The following is a 24,300-nucleotide window of genomic DNA, read 5'->3' on the forward strand; positions in this document are numbered from 1 at the left end:
ATCAACTGCCGAGCGTTCCGACCAGACCAAAGATCGACTGGCGCGGCTGCGTCTGTCTCACAAGGAAGCGGAAGCCGCGATTACCCGTCTGCTCACTCTCGTGGAAAAAGGTCTGATGGACCCGGATGACCCGAGCCTGCGTGAGCGTCTGGTTGGCCTGAAACTTCGCCGCGACGAACTGGCGGCTAAGGTAGTCGACTTGAGCAAACGCGCCAGCAATGACCAATCCTCGATAACACCAGAAAAAATCAAAAGGCTTTCGGGCTTGCTGCACGACAAGCTGCACAACGGTTCACCTGAACTGAAGCAGGCCTATGCTCGTCTCGTCGTTCAGCAGGTGACGGTCAAAGGCAGGGAAATCCGCATCAAGGGTTCGAAAGCGGTTCTGGCTCGGGCCGCATCCAACGACCTCGGCAATAATCCGCCGGCAGTTCTCTCTTTTGTTCGGGGATGGTACGCCCAAGGGGAATCGAACCCCTGTTTGCGCCGTGAGAGGGCGCCGTCCTAACCGCTAGACGATGGGCGCAGCCAAGGAGCGCCATATAGGCTGAGGTTTCATAAAAAGCAACCAGCCAGCCATGGCTTTGTTGAAGAAGGCGATCCCTCGTGCGACTCGTCACTTGTTGCGGATGGCGAAGCGTCCGACAATGCGGCGCTGGGGCATATCATAAACAAAGACGGCATAACTGCCATCGGCCAGTTCAGCCATGATGGAAATGCGGTTGCCCGACAATGATTGCGAGGTAATTTTCGCACCCACCGGCAAGACGATGTCGCCCGAAAGCGGCTCACCAGGCGCAACCGGAATCTCGCTCGCCGCCGACAGGTCGGGCGTCTTGTTGCTGCGCGATTTATAGACAAGCGCCGCGATCACCACCATAAGGGCAAGAAACAGGATGCCGAGATTGATGCCCATGAAGCGGATCATCTTCCTGCGCACATTTTCAAGATGCGGGTCGAGCGGCTTCTCTTCCTCTTCGTCGGCATAAGGCCGTGGCATGGCGTATTCCAGCATTGGTCAAAAGATGAGCGCTCATAGCGAAGACAGCAGCGGATTGATAGGGGCGGCCATGCCGGAAGGCAGTACCATCCGGGTCGAAGCCGATACAACTGCCGCAGGCCAAAGGCTCGACCAGTGGCTGGCCGGCCGGCTTGGTCCCGAGCTTTCACGCAACCGCGTTCAGGCCCTGATCAAACAAGGCGCGGTGCGTATCGGCGATAGAATCGTAATTGAGGCCAAACGCAAACTCGGCAGCGGCGAACTCATCTCCGTCGAGTTGCCGAAGCCTGAGCCAGCCGAGCCGCAGGGCGAAGCCATCGCACTCGATATTCTCCATGAAGACGACGAATTGATCGTCATTAATAAACCGGCGGGGCTGGTGGTACATCCCGGCGCCGGCAACTGGACCGGTACGCTGGTCAATGCTCTCATCCACCACTGCGGAGCGAGCCTTTCCGGCATTGGCGGCGTCCGGCGCCCCGGCATCGTGCATCGGCTGGACAAGATGACCAGCGGTGTCATGGTCGTCGCCAAAACCGACCACGCGCACCGTTTTCTTTCCGAGGCTTTTGCCGACCACGGCCGTACAGGCGATTTGAGGCGTGCGTATGTGGCGCTTGTCTGGGGCATCCCGTCACGCCCGACAGGCACCATCGACGCGCCACTCGGCCGTGCCGCCGACCGCGTGCGCCGCGCCGTCGTGCCTGCCGGGCGCGACGACGCGCGCCATGCCCTCACCCATTTCACAGTCCAGGAGCGCTTTGGCGAGAACCAGAAGGATTTCGCGACTGCCAGTCTCGTGGAATGCCGACTGGAAACCGGTCGCACCCACCAGATCCGCGTTCATATGGCCCATATCGGCCATCCACTCATCGGCGATCAGGATTACGGACAGGTCTTCCGCACCAAGGCCAACCGGCTGCCGGAACCACTCAGCACCAAGGTTCGCGAATTCTCGCGACAGGCCTTGCATGCTAACCTCCTTGAATTCAGCCATCCGGCCACCCATATGGCGATGAGGTTCGAAGCGCCGATGCCTGGTGAGATGGAGGCTCTCGTCGACGCTTTTCGAAAATTTGACCAGCATCAACGAATCTGAATCTACCCGCAATAAACCTGACTGGAATTGTTCACTTTGGCGTGACACTCTGTTTCACCACGAACAATGTCTGTCTTTTCTGGTTTTGTTCCTGTATAAATCAAGCATGCGGATGCGCTTTACGGCGTCCGCGTCATATGCCCGCCACGCTTCGGGGGCATCACTCCAACGAGAGGGGGCGCTGATCATGGCCCAGTCACTACCCAGTATAGTTTCCGGCGAAGGCGGACTGTCCCGCTATCTGGAAGAAATTCGCCGCTTCCCCATGCTGCAGCCACAGGAAGAATACATGCTCGCCAAACGCTATGCCGAGCATGACGACACGTCGGCCGCGCACAAGCTCGTCACCAGCCACCTGCGGCTCGTCGCCAAGATCGCTATGGGCTATCGCGGCTACGGCCTGCCGATTGGAGAGGTGATTTCGGAAGGCAATGTCGGCCTCATGCAGGCCGTCAAGAAGTTCGAGCCGGAGCGCGGCTTCCGGCTGGCCACATATGCCATGTGGTGGATCAAGGCTTCGATCCAGGAGTACATCTTGCGCTCATGGAGCCTAGTCAAGATGGGCACCACAGCCAACCAGAAACGACTGTTCTTCAACCTGAGAAAGGTGAAGGGCAAGATTCAGGCACTGGACGATGGTGACTTGAAGCCTGACCAGATCGCCGAAATCGCCACCCGGCTGAATGTCTCGGAAGCAGAAGTGATATCGATGAACCGCCGCCTTTCCGGCGACGCTTCACTCAATGCGCCGATCCGGGCAAGCGAGGGCGAAGGCGGCGAATGGCAGGACTGGCTGGTCGATGACAGTGACAGCCAGGAGCAAATGCTCATTGAGCAGGACGAACTGGAAAACCGGCGTTCCATGCTTTCAGGCGCACTCTCCGTGCTGAACGAACGTGAGCGGCGCATCTTCGAAGCGCGCCGCCTTTCGGAAGATCCATTGACCCTGGAAGAACTTTCGGGCGAATTCGACATCAGCAGAGAACGCGTCCGCCAGATTGAGGTTCGCGCCTTCGAAAAGGTGCAGGATGCGGTGAAAGCCGCAGCCAAGCGTCAAGCTCAGGCGCTACGCACCATAGACGCGCAGCCTGCAGCGTAAGCTTCGGGAAAATGAAAAACAAAAGCGGCGTCGGCTCCTGACGCCGCTTTTTTGCCCTCTATCCTATAGCGCATCCAAGGGGAATTTCAGATAGCGGCGGCCATTTGCTTCCGGTTCCGGCAGACGACCTCCATTGATGTTGACCTGCAATGCATGCAGAATCAGTCGCGGCATGGGCAGCGTTCGGTCGCGCGCTTCGCGCAACGCCACAAATTCTGCCTCGGTGCGGCACTTGGAGATGTGGCTGTTGGTCGCCTTCTGTTCGCGGACTGTGCTTTCCCATAACGGCGCCCGGCCATCTGGCATGTAATCGTGGCCGGTAAACAGGCGGGTTTCATCTGGCAGGGCCAAGATGGCCTGGATGGACTGCCATAGCTGCGTGGCGCTGCCGCCAGGAAAATCCGAGCGCGCGGTGCCGCTGTCGGGCATGAAGATCGTATCGTGCGTGAAGGCGGCGTCGCCGATGACATAGGTGATGGAGGCGAGCGTGTGTCCGGGCGAAAACAGAACGCGGGCCGGTATCGACCCGATCACGAATTCCTCGCCATCCGCGAACAAACGATCCCATTGCGAGCCGTCAGCGGCAAAATTCGGCCAGTTGTAGATCGCCTTCCACAGTTTCTGGATCTCAATAACCTTCTCGCCAATCGCGGTTGGCGCGCCGGTCTTCTGTTTCAGGTAGTGCGCGGCCGTTAAATGATCGGCATGGGGATGGGTATCGAGAATCCATTGCAAGCTGAGACCTTGCACATGCAAAAGATTGAGCAGCGCATCCGCATTGGCGGTTCCGGTGGCGCCGGACTTCCCGTCGAAATCGAGAACCGGGTCGATGATTGCGCATTGCCGGCTTGCCGGATCCGCAACGACATACTGGATTGAACCGCTTGGCCGGTCGTAGAAACCGTTGACCTGCGGCTTCAACGATGAAGTACCCAAGCCCTGCCCCTTTTGTTTTGCCGCCAGAAAAAATTTTCTGCGACAACCTGACCGGAGGCATGATTCATCTAGCAGACCGGCGCCGTCAAGCGCCGGTCTGCATCAAAAAATTAAGGCCAGACTATCAATTTGACAGCATGGACGGCGGAACCCGCTCCCCGCCCCTGCCTCAGACATGGCGTCAGGCCGAAGGCTGCTTGGCCTTGCGAATATAGGGCAGGATGGTCTCGAAAGCGCCAAAGCGCTTGACCGCATCTTCGTCCGAGACAGAACCGGCAATGACGATATCTTCGCCCGGCTTCCAGTCGGCCGGCGTCGAGACGGGGAACTTCGCCGTAAGCTGAATGGAATCGATGGCGCGCAGGATTTCCTGGAAATTGCGCCCCGTGGACATGGGATAGGTCAGGATCAACTTCACCTTCTTGTCCGGCCCGATGACGAAGACCGAGCGTACCGTCTGGTTGTCAGCCGGGGTGCGGCCCTCCGAAGTGTCGCCGGCGGAGGCCGGCAGCATGTCATAGAGCTTGGCGACCTTGAGTTCACGATCTCCAATCATTGGGTAGTTGACCGCATGGCCGGTAGCCTTCTGGATATCGCCTTTCCACTTGTTATGGCTTTCCACCGGATCAACCGAAATGCCTATGATCTTGGCATTGCGCTTGTCGAACTCGCCTTTCAACCCGGCCATGGCGCCGAGTTCGGTCGTGCAGATCGGAGTAAAGTCCTTGGGGTGCGAAAACAGCACTGCCCAGCCGTCACCGATCCACTCATGGAAATGAATTGGTCCTTCCGTTGTGTCGGCCGTGAAATCCGGGGCCGTGTCGTTGATACGAAGGGTCATGGCGTACCTACCTTTGAAAAATCTGTTGTGAGACGGCGCGCGCCAAGCGGCGTGGCTGAAGCCTTTCTACCACTTCCGGGGCCGTCTTGGGAAAGCAGCGGCAACCAGCCTTGGCAAGGTTACGCAAAACAATGCTCAAATCCAGCAGAAAATCGGAAGGGATTTTCGCATCCGCCTTATCAGAACCCGGACGGTCAGGCTTTCTTGGCCGTTAGCGATATTGCCAGATCTTCCATGCGCTGCGCCAACGCACCGAGCGCGCCGGTGAGCGCGGAATCGTTCTTGTCGGCCTTGGTCAGCGCCTCGTCGCGTGTCTTACGCAGCGAAAGCACTTCGCTCTCCATGCCCTTTATGCGCTTCTGCAACTCGGTCAACTCGTCCATGACCATGATGCCGGCCATGACGGTGAGGCGTTGATCACCGATCTCGCCAAAAGAATCCTTCAAATGCATGACATAACGATCGAAGCGCGTGGCCAGATCGACAAGATGCTCTTCCTGGCCCTCATCGCAGGCCATCCGATACTGTTTGCCGTCGATGGAAACCGTAACCTGCGCCATGGCGACCCCTACCGATCAAGCACCGCGCGAATAGTCTCCATCGCGGAAACCAGTCTGCGCGATACTTCCTTGTTGGCATCTTCAAGGCGTTCGGCGCGCGCCTCGGAATTGTCGAGTTCCTGCGCCAGTCGGGAGCGGTCCGCATTCATGCGCTGCACCTCGGCTTCAGCCTCCGAATAGTCACTCTCGTGCTCCAGCCGAGCCCCGACGGCACTTTCCAGCACCTCCATGGCTTTGCCCAGCCGGGCAATGACTTCTTTGAGTGTGGTTTCCCCTGTCATGACATTTTCCCGTGCCCTGCCCACCGCCGAATCATTCGGCGTTCAGAACGCGTTATTCCCGAAACATTAGGGGTCGGGTGAAGCATGCGTCAATAAAGCTCTCGCGCTGTCCCCTGTTAAGGCTAAAGTTGTACGCATCGTTACCCGCTGGCAGGCGTCCAAAACACCGCGATTTTATTGACTCCGATTACCTGCCTGCTATGTGTCCCGGCATCTTTCCCAAGCCGTGAACCCGCCTGGAGGAACCATGACCTCGCGAGAACAACATGACCGGATGGCGAATGCGATCCGTTTTCTATCCATGGACGCTGTCGAGAAGGCCAATTCCGGCCATCCCGGCTTGCCCATGGGCTGCGCGGACATTGCCACCGTCCTGTTCACGCGTTTCCTGAAATTCGACCCGAAGAACCCCCATTGGGCCGACCGCGACCGTTTCATCCTGTCAGCCGGCCACGGTTCGATGCTGCTCTACTCGCTGCTCTACCTGACGGGCTACGAGGACATGACGATTGACCAGATCAGGAATTTTCGCCAGCTCGGATCGAAGACCGCCGGCCATCCCGAATATGGCCATGCCACCGGCATCGAGACGACGACCGGCCCGCTTGGCCAGGGCGTTGCGAATTCAGTCGGCTTCGCGCTCGGCGAGCGCATCATGAATGCCGCCTTCGGCGATGATCTCGTCGACCATTTCACCTATGTGCTGTGCGGCGACGGCTGCCTGATGGAAGGCATTTCTCAAGAAGCGATCTCATTGGCCGGCCATCTCAAGCTGAACAAGCTGATCCTTTTCTGGGACAACAACAACATTTCCATCGACGGCCCCGTCACCCTGGCCGACAACACCGATCAGGTCGCGCGTTTCCAGGCGTCCGGCTGGAACGCCAGCCATGTCGATGGCATGGATCCGGAGGCCATCGCCTATGCGATCGAGGCTGCCCACCATTCGCAAAAGCCGACCATGATCGCGTGCAAGACGACCATCGGCTTCGGCGCACCGACCAAAGCCGGCACAAACAAGGCGCATGGCTCGCCGTTGGGCGCGGAAGAAATCGCCGGCGCGCGCAAGTTCTTCGGCTGGGATTCGCCCCCCTTTGAAATTCCGGCCGACATTCTGGACGCCTGGCGCGAAGCTGGCCGCCGCGGCGCACAGCCGCGCGCAGCTTGGGAAGGGCGCCTTGCCAAGTCGGATAAGAAGACCGAATTCGAGCGCCGCGTGAAGGGCGATCTGCCAGGCAATTTCGATACCGTAATCGCCGACTACAAGAAGAAGCTGGCTGCCGACAAACCGAAGGTCGCCACCCGCAAATCATCGGAAATGGCGCTGGAAGTCATCAACGGTGCGGTGCCCGAAACCATCGGCGGCTCGGCCGACCTGACAGGCTCCAACAACACCAAGACCAGCCAGACCAAGAACATCACGCCGGACGATTACGGCCAGCGCTACGTCCATTACGGCATTCGTGAACATGGCATGGCCGCTGCGATCAACGGCCTGACGCTGCATGGCGGCGTCATCGCCTATGGCGGCACGTTCCTGTGTTTCTCCGACTATGCGCGGCCGGCGATGCGGCTTGCCTCGCTAATGGGCATCCGCTCAATCTTCGTCATGACACACGATTCCATAGGCCTCGGCGAAGACGGCCCGACCCATCAGCCGGTCGAGCATATGGCGGCGTTGCGAGCGATCCCCAACCACAATTTCTTCCGGCCGGCCGACGCCATGGAGACGGCCGAATGCTGGCAACTGGCGCTGAAATCAACCGGGACGCCATCGACGCTGGCGCTCACCCGCCAGAACCTGCCGGCGCTACGCACTGAATACGTCGCGGAAAACCTTTGCAGCAAAGGCGCCTATGAACTGGCCGCGGCCGAAGGCGGCGAAGCCGTCGTCAGCATCTTCGCCTCCGGTTCCGAGGTCGAGATCGCACTTGGCGCGCGCGCCTTGCTTCAAGGCCACGGCCACCCGACCCGCGTGGTCTCGGTGCCCAGCTTCGAACTGTTCGATGAACAGAGCGACGCATATCGCGAAAAGACCATCGGCAAAGCCGGCGTCAAGATCGCCATCGAGGCTGGAATCCGCCAAGGCTGGGACCAGTTCATCGGCTCCGACGGCATTTTCATCGGTATGACGGGATTCGGTGCGTCCGGCCCCATTGAAGCGCTTTACCCGCATTTCGGTATCACCGCCGAGGCCGCGGCCAAGGCTGTCGAGGGCCGGCTGCATAAAAAATAGCGGTTTCGGCCGCGCGATCTCACAAACCAGCGGCGGGCGGCCCGATAGACATCTGGCGTCCACCGCAGCGAACGACGGACGTCTTCCGCCCTAGGAGAAACAAATGACTGTCAGAGTTGCCATTAATGGTTTCGGCCGCATCGGCCGCAACATCCTTCGTGCCATTCATGAGTCTGGCCGCAAGGACATTCAGGTCGTCGCGGTCAACGATCTCGGCCCGGTCGAGACCAACGCACATCTTCTGCGCTATGACAGCGTGCATGGCCGCTTCCCCCACGAGGTGAAGGTCGATGGCGACATGATCTCCGTCGGAGCCGAAAAGTTCAAGGTCTGCGCCATTCGCGACCCGTCCCAGCTTCCGTGGAAGGAGCTCGGCGTCGACATCGCGCTCGAATGCACCGGCATCTTCGCCTCCAAGGAGAAGGCTTCGGCGCATCTGACGGCCGGTGCCAAGCGCGTTCTGGTGTCGGCGCCCGCCGATGGCGCCGACCTTACGGTGGTCTATGGCGTCAATCACGACAAGATCTCGAAGGATCACATCGTCGTCTCCAACGCGTCGTGCACCACCAACTGCCTGGCGCCGGTGGCGATGGTGCTGAACAACGCGTTCGGCATTGAAAAGGGCTTCATGACGACGGTCCACGCCTACACCGGCGACCAGCCGACGCTCGATACGATGCACAAGGACCTCTACCGCGCCCGCGCCGCAGCGGTGTCGATGATCCCGACCTCAACCGGTGCGGCCAAGGCGGTCGGCCTGGTGCTGCCTGAACTCAAGGGCAAGCTCGACGGCGTTTCGATCCGCGTCCCGACGCCCAATGTCTCGGTGATCGATTTCAAGTTCGTGCCGAAGCGCAATGTCACGGTCGACGAGGTCAACGCCGCACTGGTGGCCGCTGCCGATGGTCCGCTCAAGGGCATCCTCGCCTATACCAAGGAGCCGTTGGTCTCCATCGACCTCAATCACAACCCGGCCTCCTCGACCTTCGCGCTCGACCAGACCAAGGTCATCGAGGGCAATCTGGTTCGCGTCATGTCATGGTACGACAATGAATGGGGCTTTTCGAACCGCATGTCGGATACGGCGGTCGCCTTCGGCAAGACAATCGCCTAATCTTCCGTCGCAATAAGCTTCGAACGCCCGGCCTCGCCGGGCGTTTTCGTTTATAGCGATAAAATCGACAGCAAAGCCAAAAAAACACGGCTGCGCCTTGCACCGGCCATGCCTTCGCCCCACTCTCGGCTAAAGCGAAAATCGGCAGTTGAGGGGATAACTCACATATGGAGCATGCGATCTATCTGGTGACGCTGATCGGCGCCGGGCTTGTGATCGCTGCTGCGTTCTCAAGCCTGGTCGCCTTCCGCTTTGGTGCGCCCTTGCTGCTCCTGTTTCTTTGTATCGGCCTTGCCAGCGGCGGCGACGGGCTCGGCATCCAGTTTAACAATCCGCAGGTCGCCTATTTCGTCGGCTCACTGGCACTGGCAGTGATCCTGTTCGATTCCGGCTTTCGCACCCCGCTGAAGATGCTGCGGCAGGCAGCCGCGCCGGCCCTCTCGCTAGCAACCCTCGGCGTGCTGCTGACCACCGGCATTTTCGGCGCTGCCGCCTTTTACCTGCTCAATCTTAGTTGGCTGGAATCCTTCCTGCTCGGGGCGTCTGTCGCTTCGACGGATGCAGCGGCGGTGTTCTTCCTGCTGCGTGCTGGCGACATCAATCTGCGCGAGCGGGTGCGCTCGACGTTGGAAGTCGAATCGGGCTCCAATGATCCCATTGCCATTTTCCTAACCATCACTCTGGTCGAGATTATTGCCGTCCACGGACATCCCGAAACCAGAGTTCTTCTCACCGACCTTGCCATCGGTTTTCTGTCCAATATGGCTATTGGCGCCGTGATTGGCATTCTCGGCGGCATGGCAATTGTGCGGCTCGTGGATCGTCTCAATCTCGACGCCGGCTTATTGCCGATCTTCGTCATCACCCTGTCTTTGATGGTCTTCGCTGCTGCCGGCGCTATCGGCGGCTCCGGTTTCCTTGCCGCTTATCTGGCAGGGCTCGTCGCCGGGAATTCGGATATCCGTGCAGTCGCCACGCTCAAGCGTTTTCAGAGTGGTATGTCATGGCTGGCACAGATCATCATGTTCCTGGTCCTCGGCCTGTTCGCAACCCCATCACAGTTCCCCGAAATCCTGATCCCCGCCGTCCTGCTCGGCCTGTTTCTGATCTTTGTTGCGCGCCCCATCGCCGTGTGGTTCTGCCTTACCCCCTTCCGCCTGCCCCGGCCGGAAGTTGCTTTCATCTCGTGGGTCGGGCTGCGCGGCGCGGTTTCGATTCTGCTTGCCATCACGCCGTTGCTTAGCGGGCTGGAACATGGCCGACTGATCTTCAATGTCGCCTTCATCATCGTTCTGGTATCGCTGGTCGTACAGGGTTGGACGGTCGGACCGCTCGCCCGCCGTCTCGCGCTGATCGTTCCGGCACGGCTCGGGCCGCTCGACAAGGTCGAACTGGAATTGCCCGGTTCGGCTCGGCATGAACTTCTCGCCTACAAGGTCGCGCCCGGCAGTCCGGTGGCTCGTGGCCAGCGTATTCCGCGCTGGGCACGCCCATCGCTTGTAGTGCGAGAAGGACGCTCGATGCGCTTTCAGGACATGGGTCGGCTCGCTGCCGGGGACAATGTGTACATTTTCGTATCGGACCGCTACCCGCAACTCCTCGACAAGCTGTTCGCCAGTCGCGCGGCGGTCGATCCCGAGGATGCCGATTTCTTCGGCGCCTTCGCGCTGGATCCGGCACGACCGGCCAACGAACTGGAATCGGCCTATGGGCCAGGCCTTACAGAGGAAGAACGCAAAATGAATGTCAGTGACCTTGTCATTGCAAGGCTTGGCGGCCACGCCGAATATGCTGACCGTGTTCTTCTCGGCCCGATCGAATTAATCGTGCGCGACGTTGACGACAAGGGCCGCATTACTGGCCTCGGCCTTTCCTTCGAGCCGACCGCCTCGGCGGCGCAGGTCCCCGTTTTCCTCAGCGCCGGCGAAATATTCGACCGTCTGAAAGCCTTTTATGCCGAACGGAAAGCCAGAAAGACAAAGCCCGGCGCAACATCAAGGCAGGAATCCGCCACGACCGAAGACCTCGACGAGAACATCGCCAGAAACGATCCGACGGAAGAGGCGCCGAAAGACCCTTCCGATACGCCGCTCGGAACAGCCGCCTGAGCATGATCCGAAAATGAGTATCGGTCTTCCGAGAAATTCATGCTCAAACAAGGAATAAGAGCATGATTGCAATTCAGATCAATTGCATCAGACTCTAAGCAGCTTTTCGCCAAAGCGCCGCGGCCCGATCTTGCATCGCAGGGCGCGGTGGGTAAGGTCCGGCGAATTTCCATGAAAGGGACATTGATGGCTGGCTTCAAGACGCTCGACGATATCGGCGACATCAAAGATAAGCGCGTTCTGCTGCGTGTCGATCTTAACGTGCCGGTGGTCAACGGCAAAGTTAGCGACACCACCCGCATCGCGCGTGTCATCCCCACAATCGACGAGCTCGCAAAGAAAGGTGCCAAGGTCATTTTGCTAGCCCATTTTGGACGGCCAAAGGGCACACCCATGGCGGAATTCTCGCTCGACCCGATCGCCCACTCCGTCTCAGCAATGATCGGCAAGCCGGTCACCTTTGCCGCCGATTGTATCGGCAAGGAGGCTGACGGCGCAGTGGAGGCCATTAAAGGCGGGGATATTCTCCTTTTGGAAAACACGCGTTTTCACAAGGGCGAAGAAAAGAATGAGCCGGAATTCGCCGAAGCGTTGGCCGCCAACGGCGATATTTACGTCAACGATGCGTTCTCGGCGGCCCATCGTGCGCATGCTTCCACAGAAGGGCTGGCTCATTTGCTACCGGCCTATGCCGGCCGCGCCATGCAAGCCGAATTGGAAGCCATGGAAAAGGGACTGGGCAATCCCGCGAAACCCGTCATCGCAATCGTTGGCGGTGCCAAGGTTTCGACCAAGATCGATCTATTGATGAATCTCGTCAGGAAGGTCGATGCGTTGGCGATTGGCGGCGGCATGGCCAATACCTTCCTCGCCGCACGCGGCACGGAAGTCGGCAAGTCGCTGTGCGAGCATGATCTCGCCTCCACCGCCAAGCAGATCATGATCGAGGCAGCGGAAGCCGGCTGCGCCATCATCCTGCCGGTCGATGCCGTTGTCGCCAAGGAATTCAAGGCCGGCGCAGCTAGCGAAACAGTCGCTATCGATCATGTGCCGGCAGACAGTATGATCCTCGACGCTGGTGAGAAGACCGTCGACAAGATCAACGAATGGATCGACCGCGCCGCGACACTGGTCTGGAACGGGCCCCTTGGCGCCTTCGAGATCGCCCCTTTCGACCGGGCGACCGTAGCAGCGGCCAAACACGCCGCCGCCCGCACCAGGGAAGGCAAGCTGGTGTCGTTGGCCGGCGGTGGCGACACGGTCTCCGCCCTCCATCATGCCGGCGTTGCCGACGATTTCACTTATATCTCGACTGCCGGCGGTGCCTTCCTCGAATGGATGGAAGGTAAGCCGTTGCCCGGAGTGGACGTGCTGCGCAAGGGCTGAAACGGCATCTGCCGGTCCCATGTAAGCCCCGATTCGGAACCTTCCTGTTTCAATCGATTTGAGATTCGACTGTCTCTCTTTTGGCGATAGTGTCCTTATCATCCGTCGATTAAGCAGGGAGCATCACGATATGAGCGAACGCCTCGAGGATATAGCCGCAGCTATGGTAGCTGGCGGCAAAGGGTTTCTGGCAGCCGACGAGAGTACCGGCACGATCAAGAAGCGCTTTGACGCCATTGGTGTGGGATCGACGGCGGACAGCCGTCGCGACTATCGCGAGATGCTGTTCCGCTCGGCCGACGCGATGAGAAAATACATTTCCAGCGTCATCCTTTACGACGAAACGATCCGGCAGAAGGCTGCAGATGGGACACCGTTGATCGATATCATCAAGGCCAATGGTGCCATCCCCGGCATCAAGGTGGACAAGGGCGCCAAGCCGCTGGCGGGCTTTCCCGGCGATACGGTGACCGAGGGGCTGGATGGCTTGCGCGAACGCCTGACCGAGTATTACGAAATGGGTGCCCGTTTCGCCAAATGGCGAGCGGTGATTGCCATCGATGTCGCAAAAAGCGTGCCGTCGGCAGTCACCATTGGCTCAAACGCCCATGCGCTCGCCCGCTATGCGGCACTGTGCCAGGAGGCGGGCATCGTGCCGATCGTAGAGCCGGAAGTCTTGATGGACGGAGCGCATGACATCGATACCTGTTACGAGATCTCAAAAGCAGCACTGACCAAGCTTTATCTCGAACTCTACGCCATGAAGGTGAGGCTGGAAGGCACGATTCTCAAGCCCAACATGGTTATCGCTGGCAAGAAAGCAGGCAAGCACAGCAGCCCAGAAGAAATCGCGGAAAAAACCATCAAACTGTTTCGCGAGTCTGTTCCGGCCGCAGTACCCGGCATTGCCTTTCTGTCCGGCGGTCAAAGCGACGAGGAAGCGACGGCCAATCTCAATGCCATCAACGCCATCGGCCCGCATCCCTGGAAGCTGACCTTCTCCTATGGCCGGGCGTTGCAGCACGCGCCGCAACTGGCCTGGGCGGGCAAATCCGAAAATGTCCCTGCCGCACAGGCTGCCTTCGCACATCGCGCCCATATGAACCATCTGGCGGCGCTCGGCCAATGGCAGCCGAACCTGGAAAAAGCAGCCTGAAGACGTATGCTGGAGCGCGGTGTGCTTAACTCCAGTGTCCCAGCACGGCCGTCACCGAGATGGCGGCCAGTGCCGCCACGGCCAGTTTCCAGAAGTCGCGTCTTTGACGCAAGCCGGGCAGGCCCAGCGGTTTGATCAACTGGATCACCATCATGGCTACGATGAGCAGAGCGAAAAGCTTGGTCATGCCCGCCTTTGAGCAGCATCACGAGGCGGTGTCAAAGTCGCCTCCACCCTTAGTTAGATAGACGGATGGCCTTCCACGCCGTTAAAACGACGCTAACTTGGAATAGCATGAGAGGATCAGACGATGGCTTCGCGGTATCAGGAGGTTTACGCAGCCTGGAAGCACGATCCGGAAGCCTTCTGGGCCGAAGCGGCAAAGGCCATCGACTGGGATCGCCCCTTCGACCGGGTGTTCGATCCAGACGCCGGCGTCTATGGCCGCTGGTTTCCCGGTGCGCTCTGCAATACCTGCTACAATGCCGTCGATCGCCATGTTCAAAATGGGCATGGCAATCAGCTTGCGCTGATACATGACAGCGCGATTGCCGGCACGGTACGCAAATTCACCTATGCCGAGTTGAAGCGGGAAGTGGTCGCGCTCGCTTCCGTACTCAGGAACCACGGCATCGCCAAGGGCGATCGCGTCATCATCTACATGCCGATGATCGCAGAAGCCACTTTCGCCATGCTGGCCTGTGCACGGCTCGGCGCAATCCATTCGGTTGTGTTCGGGGGGTTCGCCGCCCGTGAATTGGCCACCCGTATCGATGACGCCCGGCCGAAACTGATCATTACAGCCTCTTGCGGCCTGGAGCCCGGACGCATCATCGCCTACAAGCCGTTGCTCGATGAAGCCATTCAACTTGCCCGCCATGAGCCTGACCACTGCATCATCGCCCAGCGCGACGAGCTTCGCTGTGAACTGGTCGCAGGACGCGATATAGACTATGCCGATGCGGTCGCCCGCGAGACTGCCGCCGGCGCCAATGTCGATTGTGTGCCGGTCGCCGCCACCGACCCGCTCTACGTGCTCTATACTTCCGGGACCACCGGCCAGCCCAAAGGCGTGGTGCGCGACCATGGTGGCCATATGGTCATGCTGAAATGGTCGATGGACCACGAATTCGGCATCGAACCGGGCGAAGTGTTCTGGGCGGCTTCCGACGTCGGCTGGGTCGTCGGACATTCCTATATCGTCTATGCACCGCTGTTGCATGGTTGCACAACGGTAATGTTCGAAGGCAAGCCTGTCGGCACGCCGGATGCCGGCACATTCTGGCGCGTCATCGCCGACCATGGCGTCGCCGCCCTGTTCACCGCACCGACTGCTTTCCGCGCCATCAAGGGCCAGGATCCGCAAGGGACATTCATTCCTAAATATGATCTATCGAAGTTCCGTACCCTGTTCCTTGCCGGCGAACGCGCTGATCCCGAAACCATCAAATGGGCTGAGCGCATGCTATCCGTGCCAGTGATCGACCATTGGTGGCAGACGGAGACCGGCGCACCAATCACCCAGAATCCGGTCGGTCTCGGTATGCTGCCAGTCAAGTACGGGTCACCCGGCATACCGATGCCGGGCTATGACATTCGTATCCTGAACGACGCCGGCCACGAAGTGCCGAACGGTACGCTTGGCAATGTGGTGCTGAAGCTGCCGCTTCCACCCGGCTGCCTGCCGACACTTTGGAATGCCGATAAAAGGTTCCACCAAGCCTATCTCGATGAGTTCCCCGGCTTCTACAAGACGGCAGACGCCGGCCTGTTAGATGATGACGGCTATCTGTTCGTCATGGCGCGTACCGACGATATCATCAATGTCGCCGGCCACCGGCTTTCGACGGGCGCCATGGAAGAGGTGCTGGCCGAGCACCCGGACGTCGCCGAATGCGCCGTCATCGGTATCGCCGATCAGTTGAAAGGCCAGATTCCGCTCGGCCTCGTCGTACTCAACGCCGGCGCATCGCGCGAAGCGGCGGACATCGAACGTGAGGCGATCGGCCTCGTACGCGAACGTATAGGCCCGGTCGCCGCCTTCAAATCGGTGATCATCATTAAGCGACTGCCCAAAACGCGCTCCGGCAAGATCCTGCGCGGCACCATCCAGAAAATTGCCGACTTGGAAGACTGGACGATGCCTGCCACCATCGACGATCCGGCCATACTGGATGAAATAACCACCGCATTGAAAGTACGCGGCCTCGCCGGCTAAAGGGTCCGAAAGGCCGAGCTTCAACGGCCAGGAGCGTGCCTCGCATTCCAGACGTACCGCGACATCTCGGCTAAGCCTGCCTTACACCAGGCCCAGCTTCTTTTTCTGCGCCGTCGACCAGGCGGTTATCAGTTTGTCGGCCGTCAAACCCATGAAGGCTACGCACAGGCCGAGAACGAGGCCCTTGCCCGCATCGTTGAAGGTCAGTGCCCGGAAGATCTCCTGGCCGAGGTCCTTTGTGCCGATGAAGGCTGCGATGATGACCATGAACAATGCGAACATGATGGTCTGGTTGATGCCGAGCATGATTTCCGGGAACGCCAGCGGCATGCGGATATTCCACAGCAATTGCCGCCGCGTGCAACCCGACATCACCCCGGCTTCCACAATGTGCTTGGGCACGTTGCGAAGGCCGAAAACGGTATAACGCACAATCGGGATCATCGCGTAGATGATGATGGCGGAAATGGCGGCCACATCCCCCACCTTGAACAGCATGATCACCGGGATCAGGTAAATGAACGATGGGAAGGTCTGGAACGTATCACACCACAGCTTGGCCATCGCCGCCCGACGCTCCGTCTTGGACGCCCATACGCCGACCGGCAGGCCGATCAATACGCAGGCAGTGACCGAAACCGCAACCATATAGGCAGTGATCAGCGACCGTTCCCAGAAACCGGCGAACGCGATGAACAGTACAAAGCCGGAGACGATGGCCGCCAGACGCAGGCCGCCAAGCACCCAGCCCGTCATGGCGACAAGCGTCAGCAATGCCGTCCATGGCACCATCTGGAACACGTCGCGCACGGGGATCAGCACATAGAGCAGCATGGCGTCGCGGAAATATTGCAGCGGATCATAGAAGTAGAACGTAATCCAGTCGACCAGCCCGTCCCAGAACGGCGCGGTGCTCAAGGTGAGTTCCTTAGGCCACACGCTGGCGTATGAGGTGATCGTCGAAAGGACAATGGAGCCCACGACAACGGCGATCGACGCGGAGAGGAACGGAAACCGCTTCAACCAGGAGTCGGTCACCTCGACGTGGCTGGGTTGCTTTTCCGTTGCTGCCCGGCTCAATTGGTCGAGCACGATCGCCATCATGACGATCGCGACGCCGCTCTCCAGCGCCTCGCCGATCTTGAGCGACTGCAGCCTGAACAGCAGGTCGTGCCCAAGCCCGCGCGCGCCGACGAACGCGGCAATGACGACCATGGCCAGGCACTGCATGATGACCTGGTTGACGCCCACCAGCAGTGGTTGGCGCGCGGCTGGCACATCAACCATCCAGAACATCTGAAGCCGGGTGCAACCGGCCATGCTGCCAGCCTCGCGGATTTCGTCGGGAACGCTCTTCAAGCCCAGTATGGTCAACCGCGCCATGGGCGGAATGGCAAAGATGATCGTGGCAATGACACCAGCCTTGTGGCCGACGCCGATAAAAACCGCGATCGGAATGAGGTAGGAAAAATGCGGCAGGGATTGCAGCACGTTGAGAAGCGGTACGATGGCAGCTTCGAACCATGGCTTCTTGACGGCGAGCACGCCGGTGAAGAAGCCGATGGCGCTGGCCACCGGCGCGGCAACCAAAACCGCCGCCAGCGTCACCATCGACAATTCCCACTTGCCGAAGATCGCCATATAGGCGACGCCACCGGCCGCGAGCGCACCCAGTTTCCAATCGCGCAGGGACCAGCCCAGAATGCCGGCGAGGCCGACAGTCATCAGCCACGGCATGGCCGGCAGGTTGATATCGGGGAAGCCGGCAACAAGAAGACCCTCGACGAGCGCCAGGGGCCAGGTGATGAGTTCGGCCACTGACCGCGTCATGTCGCGGAACGTGAAAAGCCCGAACATCATGTCGTTGCGCAAATGATCGATCAGCGCATTTGTCCAGTCGATGAACGGGACGGCCCATTGCTGGGGCACCTGGATCATCCAGGCGGGCAGAAGCGGCGCGGAAAAGAACAGGATCAGAAACGTGAGGACAATCAGCATCGGCACGGTCGTGCTACCGAGCCATGTCGCCTTGTCGGCGCTCGCCGACTTCTCCAGCGCCACCGCGCTCACTGCAACGGCTCCTGCCCGTACAGGACATCGATATAGGTCGCTCGATCCAGCGTCCCCACCAGTACGCCCGCACTATCGACGACATCTATGGACGCGTCGTCCGTCATGATGCGGCGCGCCACAGCCGTCAGCATGGTATCGACATGGATCGAATTCGCTGCCGGCTTGCGCGAACCCGCCGGCGTCAGCACGCTCTTTACCGACAGGAGCCGATCCCGCGGGATGTTCTCGGTAAATTTGGCGACGTAAGGCGTCGCCGGTCGCGTCACCAGTTCTTCCGCCGTGCCGAGTTGCTCGATTGCCCCGTCTTTCATGATGGCGATGCGGTCGGCAACGCGAATGGCTTCATCGAAGTCGTGCGTGATGAAGACGATCGTCTTGTTGAGCATCTTTTGCAGGCGCAGGAATTCGTCCTGCATTTCCCTGCGGATCAGCGGATCGAGCGCCGAGAATGGCTCGTCCAGAAACCACAAATCGGGGCCAACGGCCAGCGAACGGGCAATGCCGACGCGCTGCTGCTGGCCGCCCGAAAGCTCGCGCGGATAATAGTCCTCGCGGCCCTTCAAGCCGACCAGTTCGATGACCTCGCGAGCCCGCCCCTCGCGTTCGCGTCGGCCGACGCCCTGGACCTGAAGCGGAAAGGCAACGTTGTCGAGGACGGTACGATGCGGCAGCAGCGCAAAATTCTGAAACACCATGCCCATTTTGTGCCGGCGCAATTCGATCAGTTCGCGCTCGGACGCCGCCAGCATATCGTGGGTCTCGAACATCACTTTCCCAGCGGTGGGCTCGATCAGCCGGGCAAGGCAGCGTAACAGGGTCGATTTTCCCGAACCCGAAAGCCCCATGACCACCAGGATTTCGCCGGGCATCACGTCGAAGGAAACGTCGCGCACGGCGGGAATGTAGCCGTCTTTGCGAATGGCTTCGATCGAGGGGCGGCCGTCATGTTGCGTCAGGAAGCCGGACGGGTCTGCGCCATAGAGCTTCCAGAGATTCCGGCATGCGATCTTGGGTTCGTTCATGGATCTCCCCTTTGCCGTTCCGAAATGGACCGGCATCAAGAATGGCGGGCGGTATCGAAACGGGCCAGGATGGAGCACGCAAACGATGCGTGGCGTCTCAGGCCCAGGCCTGGAGCTTCGTGGAACCTGTTTCCGGAAAGCCTGACGCTTTCCGGAAACATCGTGTCCTGAAAAGAAGGGGCGACAGGCGCCCTATTCCATCCACGCCTTCCATTTCGACTCGTTATCGGCCAGCCATTTGTCGGCAGCCTGTTCCGGCTCCATACCGTCGATATCGGTCAGCTTGGCCTGGACGGCGACGTCCATGTTGGTAAAGTTGACCTTCTGCAGCACCGCATAAGCCTTCGGCCACTTGTTCGGAAATTCCTTCCAGACGCCTATTTTCAGATAGCCGCCCTTGGGGTTGCCGCAATCATAGGGGAGGTCCTTGTTCGTTCCCCATGATGGATCGTCCTTGCACTTCGGATCGTAGTCCGGGAACTCGACGAAGCTGCCTTCATAAAGGGCCTCGATGAAATTCGGCGTCCAGTTGAACAGGACGATAGGCTCCTTGCGCTTTTCAGCCGAGGCCAGCTCCGCCCACAGTGCCGCAGCCGAACCGGCGTTCACCACGTCGAAGTTCAAATTAAATGCCTTAACACGCTCCGCATCGTGCTTGAGCCAGTCCACCGGCCCGCCAAGGAAACGGCCCTTCGGCGCGGTCTCGGCAACAGCGAATTTATCCGCGCATGCGTTCAACGCTTCCCATGACGGCAGGCCGGGGCAGATCTCCTCGACATATTTCGGATACCACCACTCTTCGCGGGTCTTGGCATCGTGGGTGCCGGCATCGAGCACGCAGCCCTCTTTCACCACCTTTTCGAAAGCAACGCCGAAAGCACCCTCCCAGACCTCGTTTTCGAGATGGATGTCGCCTTCGCACATGGCCGTGTAAACGACCTGGCTGTCGGAAGAGACGTATTCGACCGTCGCGCCCGTCTTTTCGAGGAGTTTGCCTACGATATGTGCGCCGACGATCTGACTGGACCAGTTGTGGATCGGGATCTTGATGGTATCGGTGGAATCTTCAGCAAAGGCCGTGCTTGCCGCGAATGCCAGGATGGCGGCCACGCTAACGGTTTTGGTTAGATTGCGCATGTCTTCTCCTCTTGACCTTATGGTTCCCTGAGAGCGGAAAGATGCTTCTATCGGCATTTTGGATTTCTGCTCAGTCCTGTGAGGATAGCGGCGAGACGTAAACGGGTGTCGGTCGATATGTAAAAGTCATGGTCAGAAATGTGAAAATATGTTAACGCAGTCTCGGGAGGAAAATACCATGAGGCTCCAGCATCACATCGTGATCGTGGAGGACGATCCGGTCACGCGGGCAAAGCTGGCCGGCTATTTTCTTGCCGAGGGCTACAAGGTCAGCGAAGCCGGCGATGGCGAAGAAATGCGCAGCATTGTCGCGCGCCAACCCGCCGACCTGTTCATGATCGACATCAACCTGCCCGGCGAAGACGGACTGAGGCTCACCCGCGAACAGCGGGAACGCTCGGACGCCGGCATCATACTGGTCACCGGGCGCTCGGACGCCGTCGATCGCATCGTCGGGCTGGAAATCGGCGCCGACGATTATGTCACCAAGCCCTTCGAGCAACGGGAATTGCTCGCCCGCGTCAAGGGACTTTTGCGCCGCGTCGGACGGGGCCGCCAGTACACCGGCAACGTCTCGGTGCGCCATTTCCATGGCTGGACGCTGGATGTGCTTGGGCGCACGCTGCAGGACGCCGACGGGACATTCGTCGAATTGACCGGCGCGGAGTTGAAGATGCTGGCCGCGTTTACCGCCAATCCGGGCCGGGTCCTGACGCGCGAGCGCCTGCTGCACGAAATTTCGCGACGGGAATGGGACACGCACGATCGCACCGTCGATGTGCTGGTGAGACGGCTGAGGCAGAAACTCAAAGACAACCCACGCGCGCCCCGCATCATCCTGACGGCACATGGCGAAGGCTATTTCTTCGTTCCCCGGAGCGAAGCTGCAGGCGACGCCGCCCCGAAATCAAGCTAAGCCCCGCCGGCATTTTGATGGAGGATCGGAATAGCCCGAAAATCGGATGCCGCTTTTCGGTCCGATGCTATTCCGCTGCGGCGGGTTTGGCGCTCCGTTCGCGCGCGAGCAGAGCGTCCAGGCGCAAAAGGCCGGCTTCGAATGCCGCTTTGCACTCGGCAATGCCGGTGTACAAATGCTCGACGGGATTGACGTCGGCTTTGGCTTCCAGTGCCGTAGCGGCCGCGAGCAAGCGCGGGAACCCAAGCGAGCCTGCTGAACTTTTCGTCGCGTGCGCCAGGTCGCGAAGTGTCTGCCTGTCTTCCGCCAGAAGTGCGACGTGCATCGATTGAAAACGCTCCGGCAGACTGGTCCGCGCGATCGCCGCAAGGCGTTCCAGTCCCGCTATGCCAAGCGTTTGCATGTCGGCCCTGCCAGCGGTTTCGTCGAATGGCATCAAGGTGTCGGAGTGGGCGGCCGGTTGGATAGCCGAGCGGGCGGCATGCGGTAACGAGAGGGAATCGAGCGCATCGAGCAATTGCTCGCCGATAAGAGGCTTGGCAACGAAGACATCCATGCCCGAGCCGAGATAACGCTCTATCTCGGTGCTGAAAACATGGGCCGACATTGCGACAACCGGCAGGTCCGGCCGCGCCAGAGCCGTTCTCACGCGGCGCATGGTTTCCAGCCCGTCAATGCCGGGGAGGCTGATATCCATGACGAGAACATCGGGCTTGAAGTCGGCAACCGCCTCCACCGCCTCATAGCCATCGCTGACCGCCCGCACCCGATGCCCGGCTTTCGACAGCAGGGTTTCAGCCACCAGCCGCGTGGTGTCGTCGTCTTCAACCATGAGAATATCGAGGCGGCGGTCGGATTGGGCAAGGCGTGCCTTCTGCTTTTGCGTCCGCAGCGGCCGGTCGGCCGTTTTCAACTTCAGAGTGAAGGTAAAGGTGCTGCCCACGCCGGGAGTGGACGAGACTTTTATTTCGGCGTCCATCAGTCGCGCAAGTTCGCTGCTGATGGCAAGGCCCAGCCCGGTGCCGCCAAAACGTCGAGTGATCGAAGCATCTGTTTGCGTGAATGGCTGGAAGATATGTTGCTGATGTTCCGGCAACACGCCGATGCCACTGTCGCAAACGCTGAAGCGGACATGCTGCGACCCTTTGGCGACCCGGTGAGCCGTAACCTCGACACGCACTTCGCCACGTTCGGTGAATTTGATCGCGTTGCCGATCAGGTTGAACAATATCTGCCGAAGCTTGGTCGCGTCGACGCAGAACCATGGCGCCAGTTTCGGATCGATATCGAGAATGATATCGAGTCCCTTCTCGACGGCGGCCGGCTGCATGAAGGCAACGACACCTTCGACCAGCGCCCGCACATCGACCTCCTCCTGATCCAGGACCACCTTGCCAGACTCGATCCTGGAATAGTCGAGGATCGAATTGAGGATGCTCAAAAGCACCTCGCCCGAGCTGGTGGCCACAGAAAGATGCTTGCGCTGCCCGGCGTTGAGCCTCGTTTCGCCCAAAAGGCGTATCATGCCAAGCATCCCGGTCATGGGCGTGCGGATTTCGTGGCTCATCGTCGCCAGGAAGGCGGATTTTGCCCGGCTTGCCTGTTCGGCCTCCTCACGCGCCTGCGCATGATCCTGTGCCTCCTGCCTAAGGCGCGTATTGACGTGCCTGATTTCCTCCGTCTGTTCTTCGACCAGTTGCTGCAACTCTTCGCGATGCCGCCCGAGTTCGACCATCATGCGTTCGCGCTCCTGCTCCAGATCGAGCCGCCGTCGCGATTCATCCCGAAACCGGTTCACCGCAACCGCCATGGTGCGCAACTCATCGTCGCCATCTTCGGAGACTTCGACACGGAGATCGCCGGCTGTCAGCCGCTGTACGGCACGCGCCATGGTGCCGAGACGGCGAACGAGGTTCCTCTCGACATAGAGCCAGACGATGGTACCCGACACCAGAAGAGCGCAAACAAGCGTCAGGATCAGTACGACAATGCCGATCCGGACGGCATTGTCGGCGCGCTTGGCTGTCGTTCGCGCGAAGGTCCCGGAGCGGTCGAGGATATTCCCGGCAATTTTATTCTGTTTTGCCGAAAGCTCCCGGTTGGCTTCGGTCATCTTGTCCAGCCGATCGATGAGATCGATGACGTGCTGCCGGCGTCCAAACAGCGAACCGGCGACGGGCGTGTCGCCAACCGCTGTTTCCATCGTGTTGAAGAACGCAAGCGCCTGCTTACGCCGCACCGGATCGTCGATGCCCAGGATACGCCGCCTTATGACCGTCATGTGATCCTGGAAAATGGCGCTGATCTCGCTGACTTCCTTCAACGACTGGGCGCGGTCCAGACGGTTGACCAGCAGGCTGATCTGGGCACTGCGGTGGCGCAACTCGTACATCCGCTCCATCAGGAAAATGTCATGTTCGATCAGCCGGTCGATCGCGCTGTAAGCATCTTCCCGCCGGGCGGGATCGGTGATCAACCCATAAAGGCTCGCAGTGACCGCCGATGCACCCGCCGATGCATTCGAGATCAGCGTTTCCGACAGCAGCAATATCGACTGTGCAGCATCGGTCGCTTTTTCTGCGCTGCGGCGATAGGCGGCCTCCTGCTCCAGCCGCCGGCGCACGAGGCCATAGTTGTTCTTCAGATTGGCCAGCATTTTCTCGACCGAGCTGGCAAACGCCTCGACAAGCTGCTTGTCGGTGTCGAATTTTTTCAGATGATCGAGAGACTCAACCATCTCCCGAGACAGGCGAGACAACTCGGCCTGCTCCGCCGACAATTCGGCAGGCGAGCGCACGGCGGCGAGAGCCGGAGCCGCTGCAACCAGTCTGGCACTAAGCTCGGCAATATGTTGGGTTTCCGCAATGGCCGGCAGCGCCTTGGTGTTAACCACAGCTTGGGCCGCCGCGATATGGCGCAGGATCAACCAGCTTGCAACGCCGGACGACAGCGACAAGCCAGTTATGCAAAGGAAAGCGAGAAACAGCCTTCCGCCAATGCCGAGCCTACGAAACATCGCTCATATAACCATGGTTTGCAGGATCGAGGTAAGCCATCCAGAGCGTCGTGCATTCAATTGCGCGCATAAGGGCCCTCTTATTCCATGATGGCACATCGG

At 59.7% G+C, this 24,300-nt stretch carries 20 protein-coding genes and 1 tRNA gene; 9 read left to right on the forward strand and 12 right to left on the reverse strand.

Annotation, left to right across the window (positions count from 1 at the left end):
• Position 1 precedes the first annotated feature (1 nt).
• The 3 genes from BFN67_RS07405 to BFN67_RS07415 form a co-directional block, all read right to left on the reverse strand.
• Positions 2–286, reverse strand: coding sequence for a hypothetical protein (locus tag BFN67_RS07405; protein WP_139789076.1), 285 nt, complete (start codon positions 284–286; stop codon positions 2–4).
• A gap of 165 nt (positions 287–451) precedes the next feature.
• A tRNA-Glu gene (locus BFN67_RS07410) sits at positions 452–526 on the reverse strand.
• 90 nt (positions 527–616) lie between these two features.
• Positions 617–1,000, reverse strand: a complete 384-nt coding sequence (locus BFN67_RS07415; protein ID WP_080919058.1) for a serine hydrolase family protein — start codon at positions 998–1,000, stop codon at positions 617–619.
• A 25-nt stretch (positions 1,001–1,025) separates the two neighbouring features.
• Here BFN67_RS07415 and BFN67_RS07420 point away from each other — a divergent pair, with 25 nt between their 5' ends.
• Together BFN67_RS07420 and rpoH are read left to right on the forward strand one after the other, a co-directional pair.
• A complete protein-coding gene (locus tag BFN67_RS07420; RefSeq protein WP_080918997.1) occupies positions 1,026–2,099 on the forward strand; it encodes an RluA family pseudouridine synthase in 1,074 nt (357 codons plus the stop codon).
• 187 nt (positions 2,100–2,286) lie between these two features.
• Positions 2,287–3,198, forward strand: a complete 912-nt coding sequence (gene rpoH / locus BFN67_RS07425; RefSeq protein ID WP_080918998.1) for an RNA polymerase sigma factor RpoH — start codon at positions 2,287–2,289, stop codon at positions 3,196–3,198.
• A 63-nt stretch (positions 3,199–3,261) separates the two neighbouring features.
• Here rpoH and BFN67_RS07430 read toward each other — a convergent pair whose 3' ends face one another.
• The 4 genes from BFN67_RS07430 to BFN67_RS07445 all read right to left on the reverse strand — a co-directional run bounded on the left by BFN67_RS07430 (position 3,262) and on the right by BFN67_RS07445 (position 5,816).
• A complete protein-coding gene (locus tag BFN67_RS07430) occupies positions 3,262–4,134 on the reverse strand; it encodes an MBL fold metallo-hydrolase (protein WP_139789077.1) in 873 nt (290 codons plus the stop codon).
• Positions 4,135–4,315: 181 nt separating this feature from the next.
• On the reverse strand, positions 4,316–4,975 hold the full coding sequence (locus tag BFN67_RS07435) for a peroxiredoxin (protein WP_080919000.1): 660 nt from the start codon (positions 4,973–4,975) through the stop codon (positions 4,316–4,318).
• 194 nt (positions 4,976–5,169) lie between these two features.
• On the reverse strand, positions 5,170–5,535 hold the full coding sequence (locus tag BFN67_RS07440) for a cell division protein ZapA (RefSeq protein ID WP_080919001.1): 366 nt from the start codon (positions 5,533–5,535) through the stop codon (positions 5,170–5,172).
• Positions 5,536–5,543: 8 nt separating this feature from the next.
• A complete protein-coding gene (locus tag BFN67_RS07445; protein WP_080919002.1) occupies positions 5,544–5,816 on the reverse strand; it encodes a DUF4164 domain-containing protein in 273 nt (90 codons plus the stop codon).
• 247 nt (positions 5,817–6,063) lie between these two features.
• Here BFN67_RS07445 and tkt point away from each other — a divergent pair, with 247 nt between their 5' ends.
• From tkt to BFN67_RS07470, 5 genes are all read left to right on the forward strand, one after another.
• Complete coding sequence (gene tkt / locus BFN67_RS07450) at positions 6,064–8,052, forward strand: transketolase (protein ID WP_080919003.1); 1,989 nt, start codon at positions 6,064–6,066, stop codon at positions 8,050–8,052.
• A 103-nt stretch (positions 8,053–8,155) separates the two neighbouring features.
• Complete coding sequence (gap, locus tag BFN67_RS07455) at positions 8,156–9,166, forward strand: type I glyceraldehyde-3-phosphate dehydrogenase (RefSeq protein ID WP_080919004.1); 1,011 nt, start codon at positions 8,156–8,158, stop codon at positions 9,164–9,166.
• Positions 9,167–9,333: 167 nt separating this feature from the next.
• On the forward strand, positions 9,334–11,274 hold the full coding sequence (locus BFN67_RS07460; RefSeq protein ID WP_080919005.1) for a potassium/proton antiporter: 1,941 nt from the start codon (positions 9,334–9,336) through the stop codon (positions 11,272–11,274).
• A 186-nt stretch (positions 11,275–11,460) separates the two neighbouring features.
• Entirely contained in the window at positions 11,461–12,660 is a 1,200-nt protein-coding gene (locus BFN67_RS07465; protein ID WP_080919006.1) for a phosphoglycerate kinase, read from the forward strand.
• A gap of 130 nt (positions 12,661–12,790) precedes the next feature.
• Positions 12,791–13,816 (forward strand): class I fructose-bisphosphate aldolase, encoded by a 1,026-nt coding sequence (locus BFN67_RS07470; protein ID WP_080919007.1) that lies wholly within the window; start codon positions 12,791–12,793, stop codon positions 13,814–13,816.
• A gap of 25 nt (positions 13,817–13,841) precedes the next feature.
• Here the strand turns inward: BFN67_RS07470 and BFN67_RS24500 are convergent, their stop codons facing one another.
• On the reverse strand, positions 13,842–14,003 hold the full coding sequence (locus tag BFN67_RS24500) for a hypothetical protein (protein WP_192856775.1): 162 nt from the start codon (positions 14,001–14,003) through the stop codon (positions 13,842–13,844).
• A 123-nt stretch (positions 14,004–14,126) separates the two neighbouring features.
• Between BFN67_RS24500 and BFN67_RS07475 the strand changes: the two genes are divergently transcribed.
• Positions 14,127–16,034 (forward strand): propionyl-CoA synthetase, encoded by a 1,908-nt coding sequence (locus BFN67_RS07475; protein ID WP_080919008.1) that lies wholly within the window; start codon positions 14,127–14,129, stop codon positions 16,032–16,034.
• An 81-nt stretch (positions 16,035–16,115) separates the two neighbouring features.
• Here BFN67_RS07475 and BFN67_RS07480 read toward each other — a convergent pair whose 3' ends face one another.
• The 3 genes from BFN67_RS07480 to BFN67_RS07490 form a co-directional block, all read right to left on the reverse strand.
• Complete coding sequence (locus tag BFN67_RS07480; protein WP_080919009.1) at positions 16,116–18,104, reverse strand: ABC transporter permease; 1,989 nt, start codon at positions 18,102–18,104, stop codon at positions 16,116–16,118.
• Complete coding sequence (locus BFN67_RS07485) at positions 18,101–19,129, reverse strand: quaternary amine ABC transporter ATP-binding protein (RefSeq protein WP_080919010.1); 1,029 nt, start codon at positions 19,127–19,129, stop codon at positions 18,101–18,103. Before BFN67_RS07485 ends, BFN67_RS07480 begins: the two co-directional genes overlap by 4 nt.
• Before the next feature lie 192 nt (positions 19,130–19,321).
• Positions 19,322–20,266, reverse strand: coding sequence for an ABC transporter substrate-binding protein (locus BFN67_RS07490; protein ID WP_192856776.1), 945 nt, complete (start codon positions 20,264–20,266; stop codon positions 19,322–19,324).
• A gap of 178 nt (positions 20,267–20,444) precedes the next feature.
• Between BFN67_RS07490 and torR the strand changes: the two genes are divergently transcribed.
• A complete protein-coding gene (gene torR / locus BFN67_RS07495; RefSeq protein WP_080919012.1) occupies positions 20,445–21,182 on the forward strand; it encodes a two-component system response regulator TorR in 738 nt (245 codons plus the stop codon).
• A gap of 67 nt (positions 21,183–21,249) precedes the next feature.
• On the opposite strand, the gene torS is transcribed toward torR, so the two are convergent.
• Positions 21,250–24,198 (reverse strand): TMAO reductase system sensor histidine kinase/response regulator TorS, encoded by a 2,949-nt coding sequence (gene torS, locus BFN67_RS07500; protein WP_080919013.1) that lies wholly within the window; start codon positions 24,196–24,198, stop codon positions 21,250–21,252.
• Positions 24,199–24,300: the final 102 nt, after the last annotated feature.

Source organism: Manganibacter manganicus (assembly GCF_002075885.1).
Classification (GTDB): Bacteria; Pseudomonadota; Alphaproteobacteria; order Rhizobiales; family Rhizobiaceae; genus Mesorhizobium; species Mesorhizobium manganicum.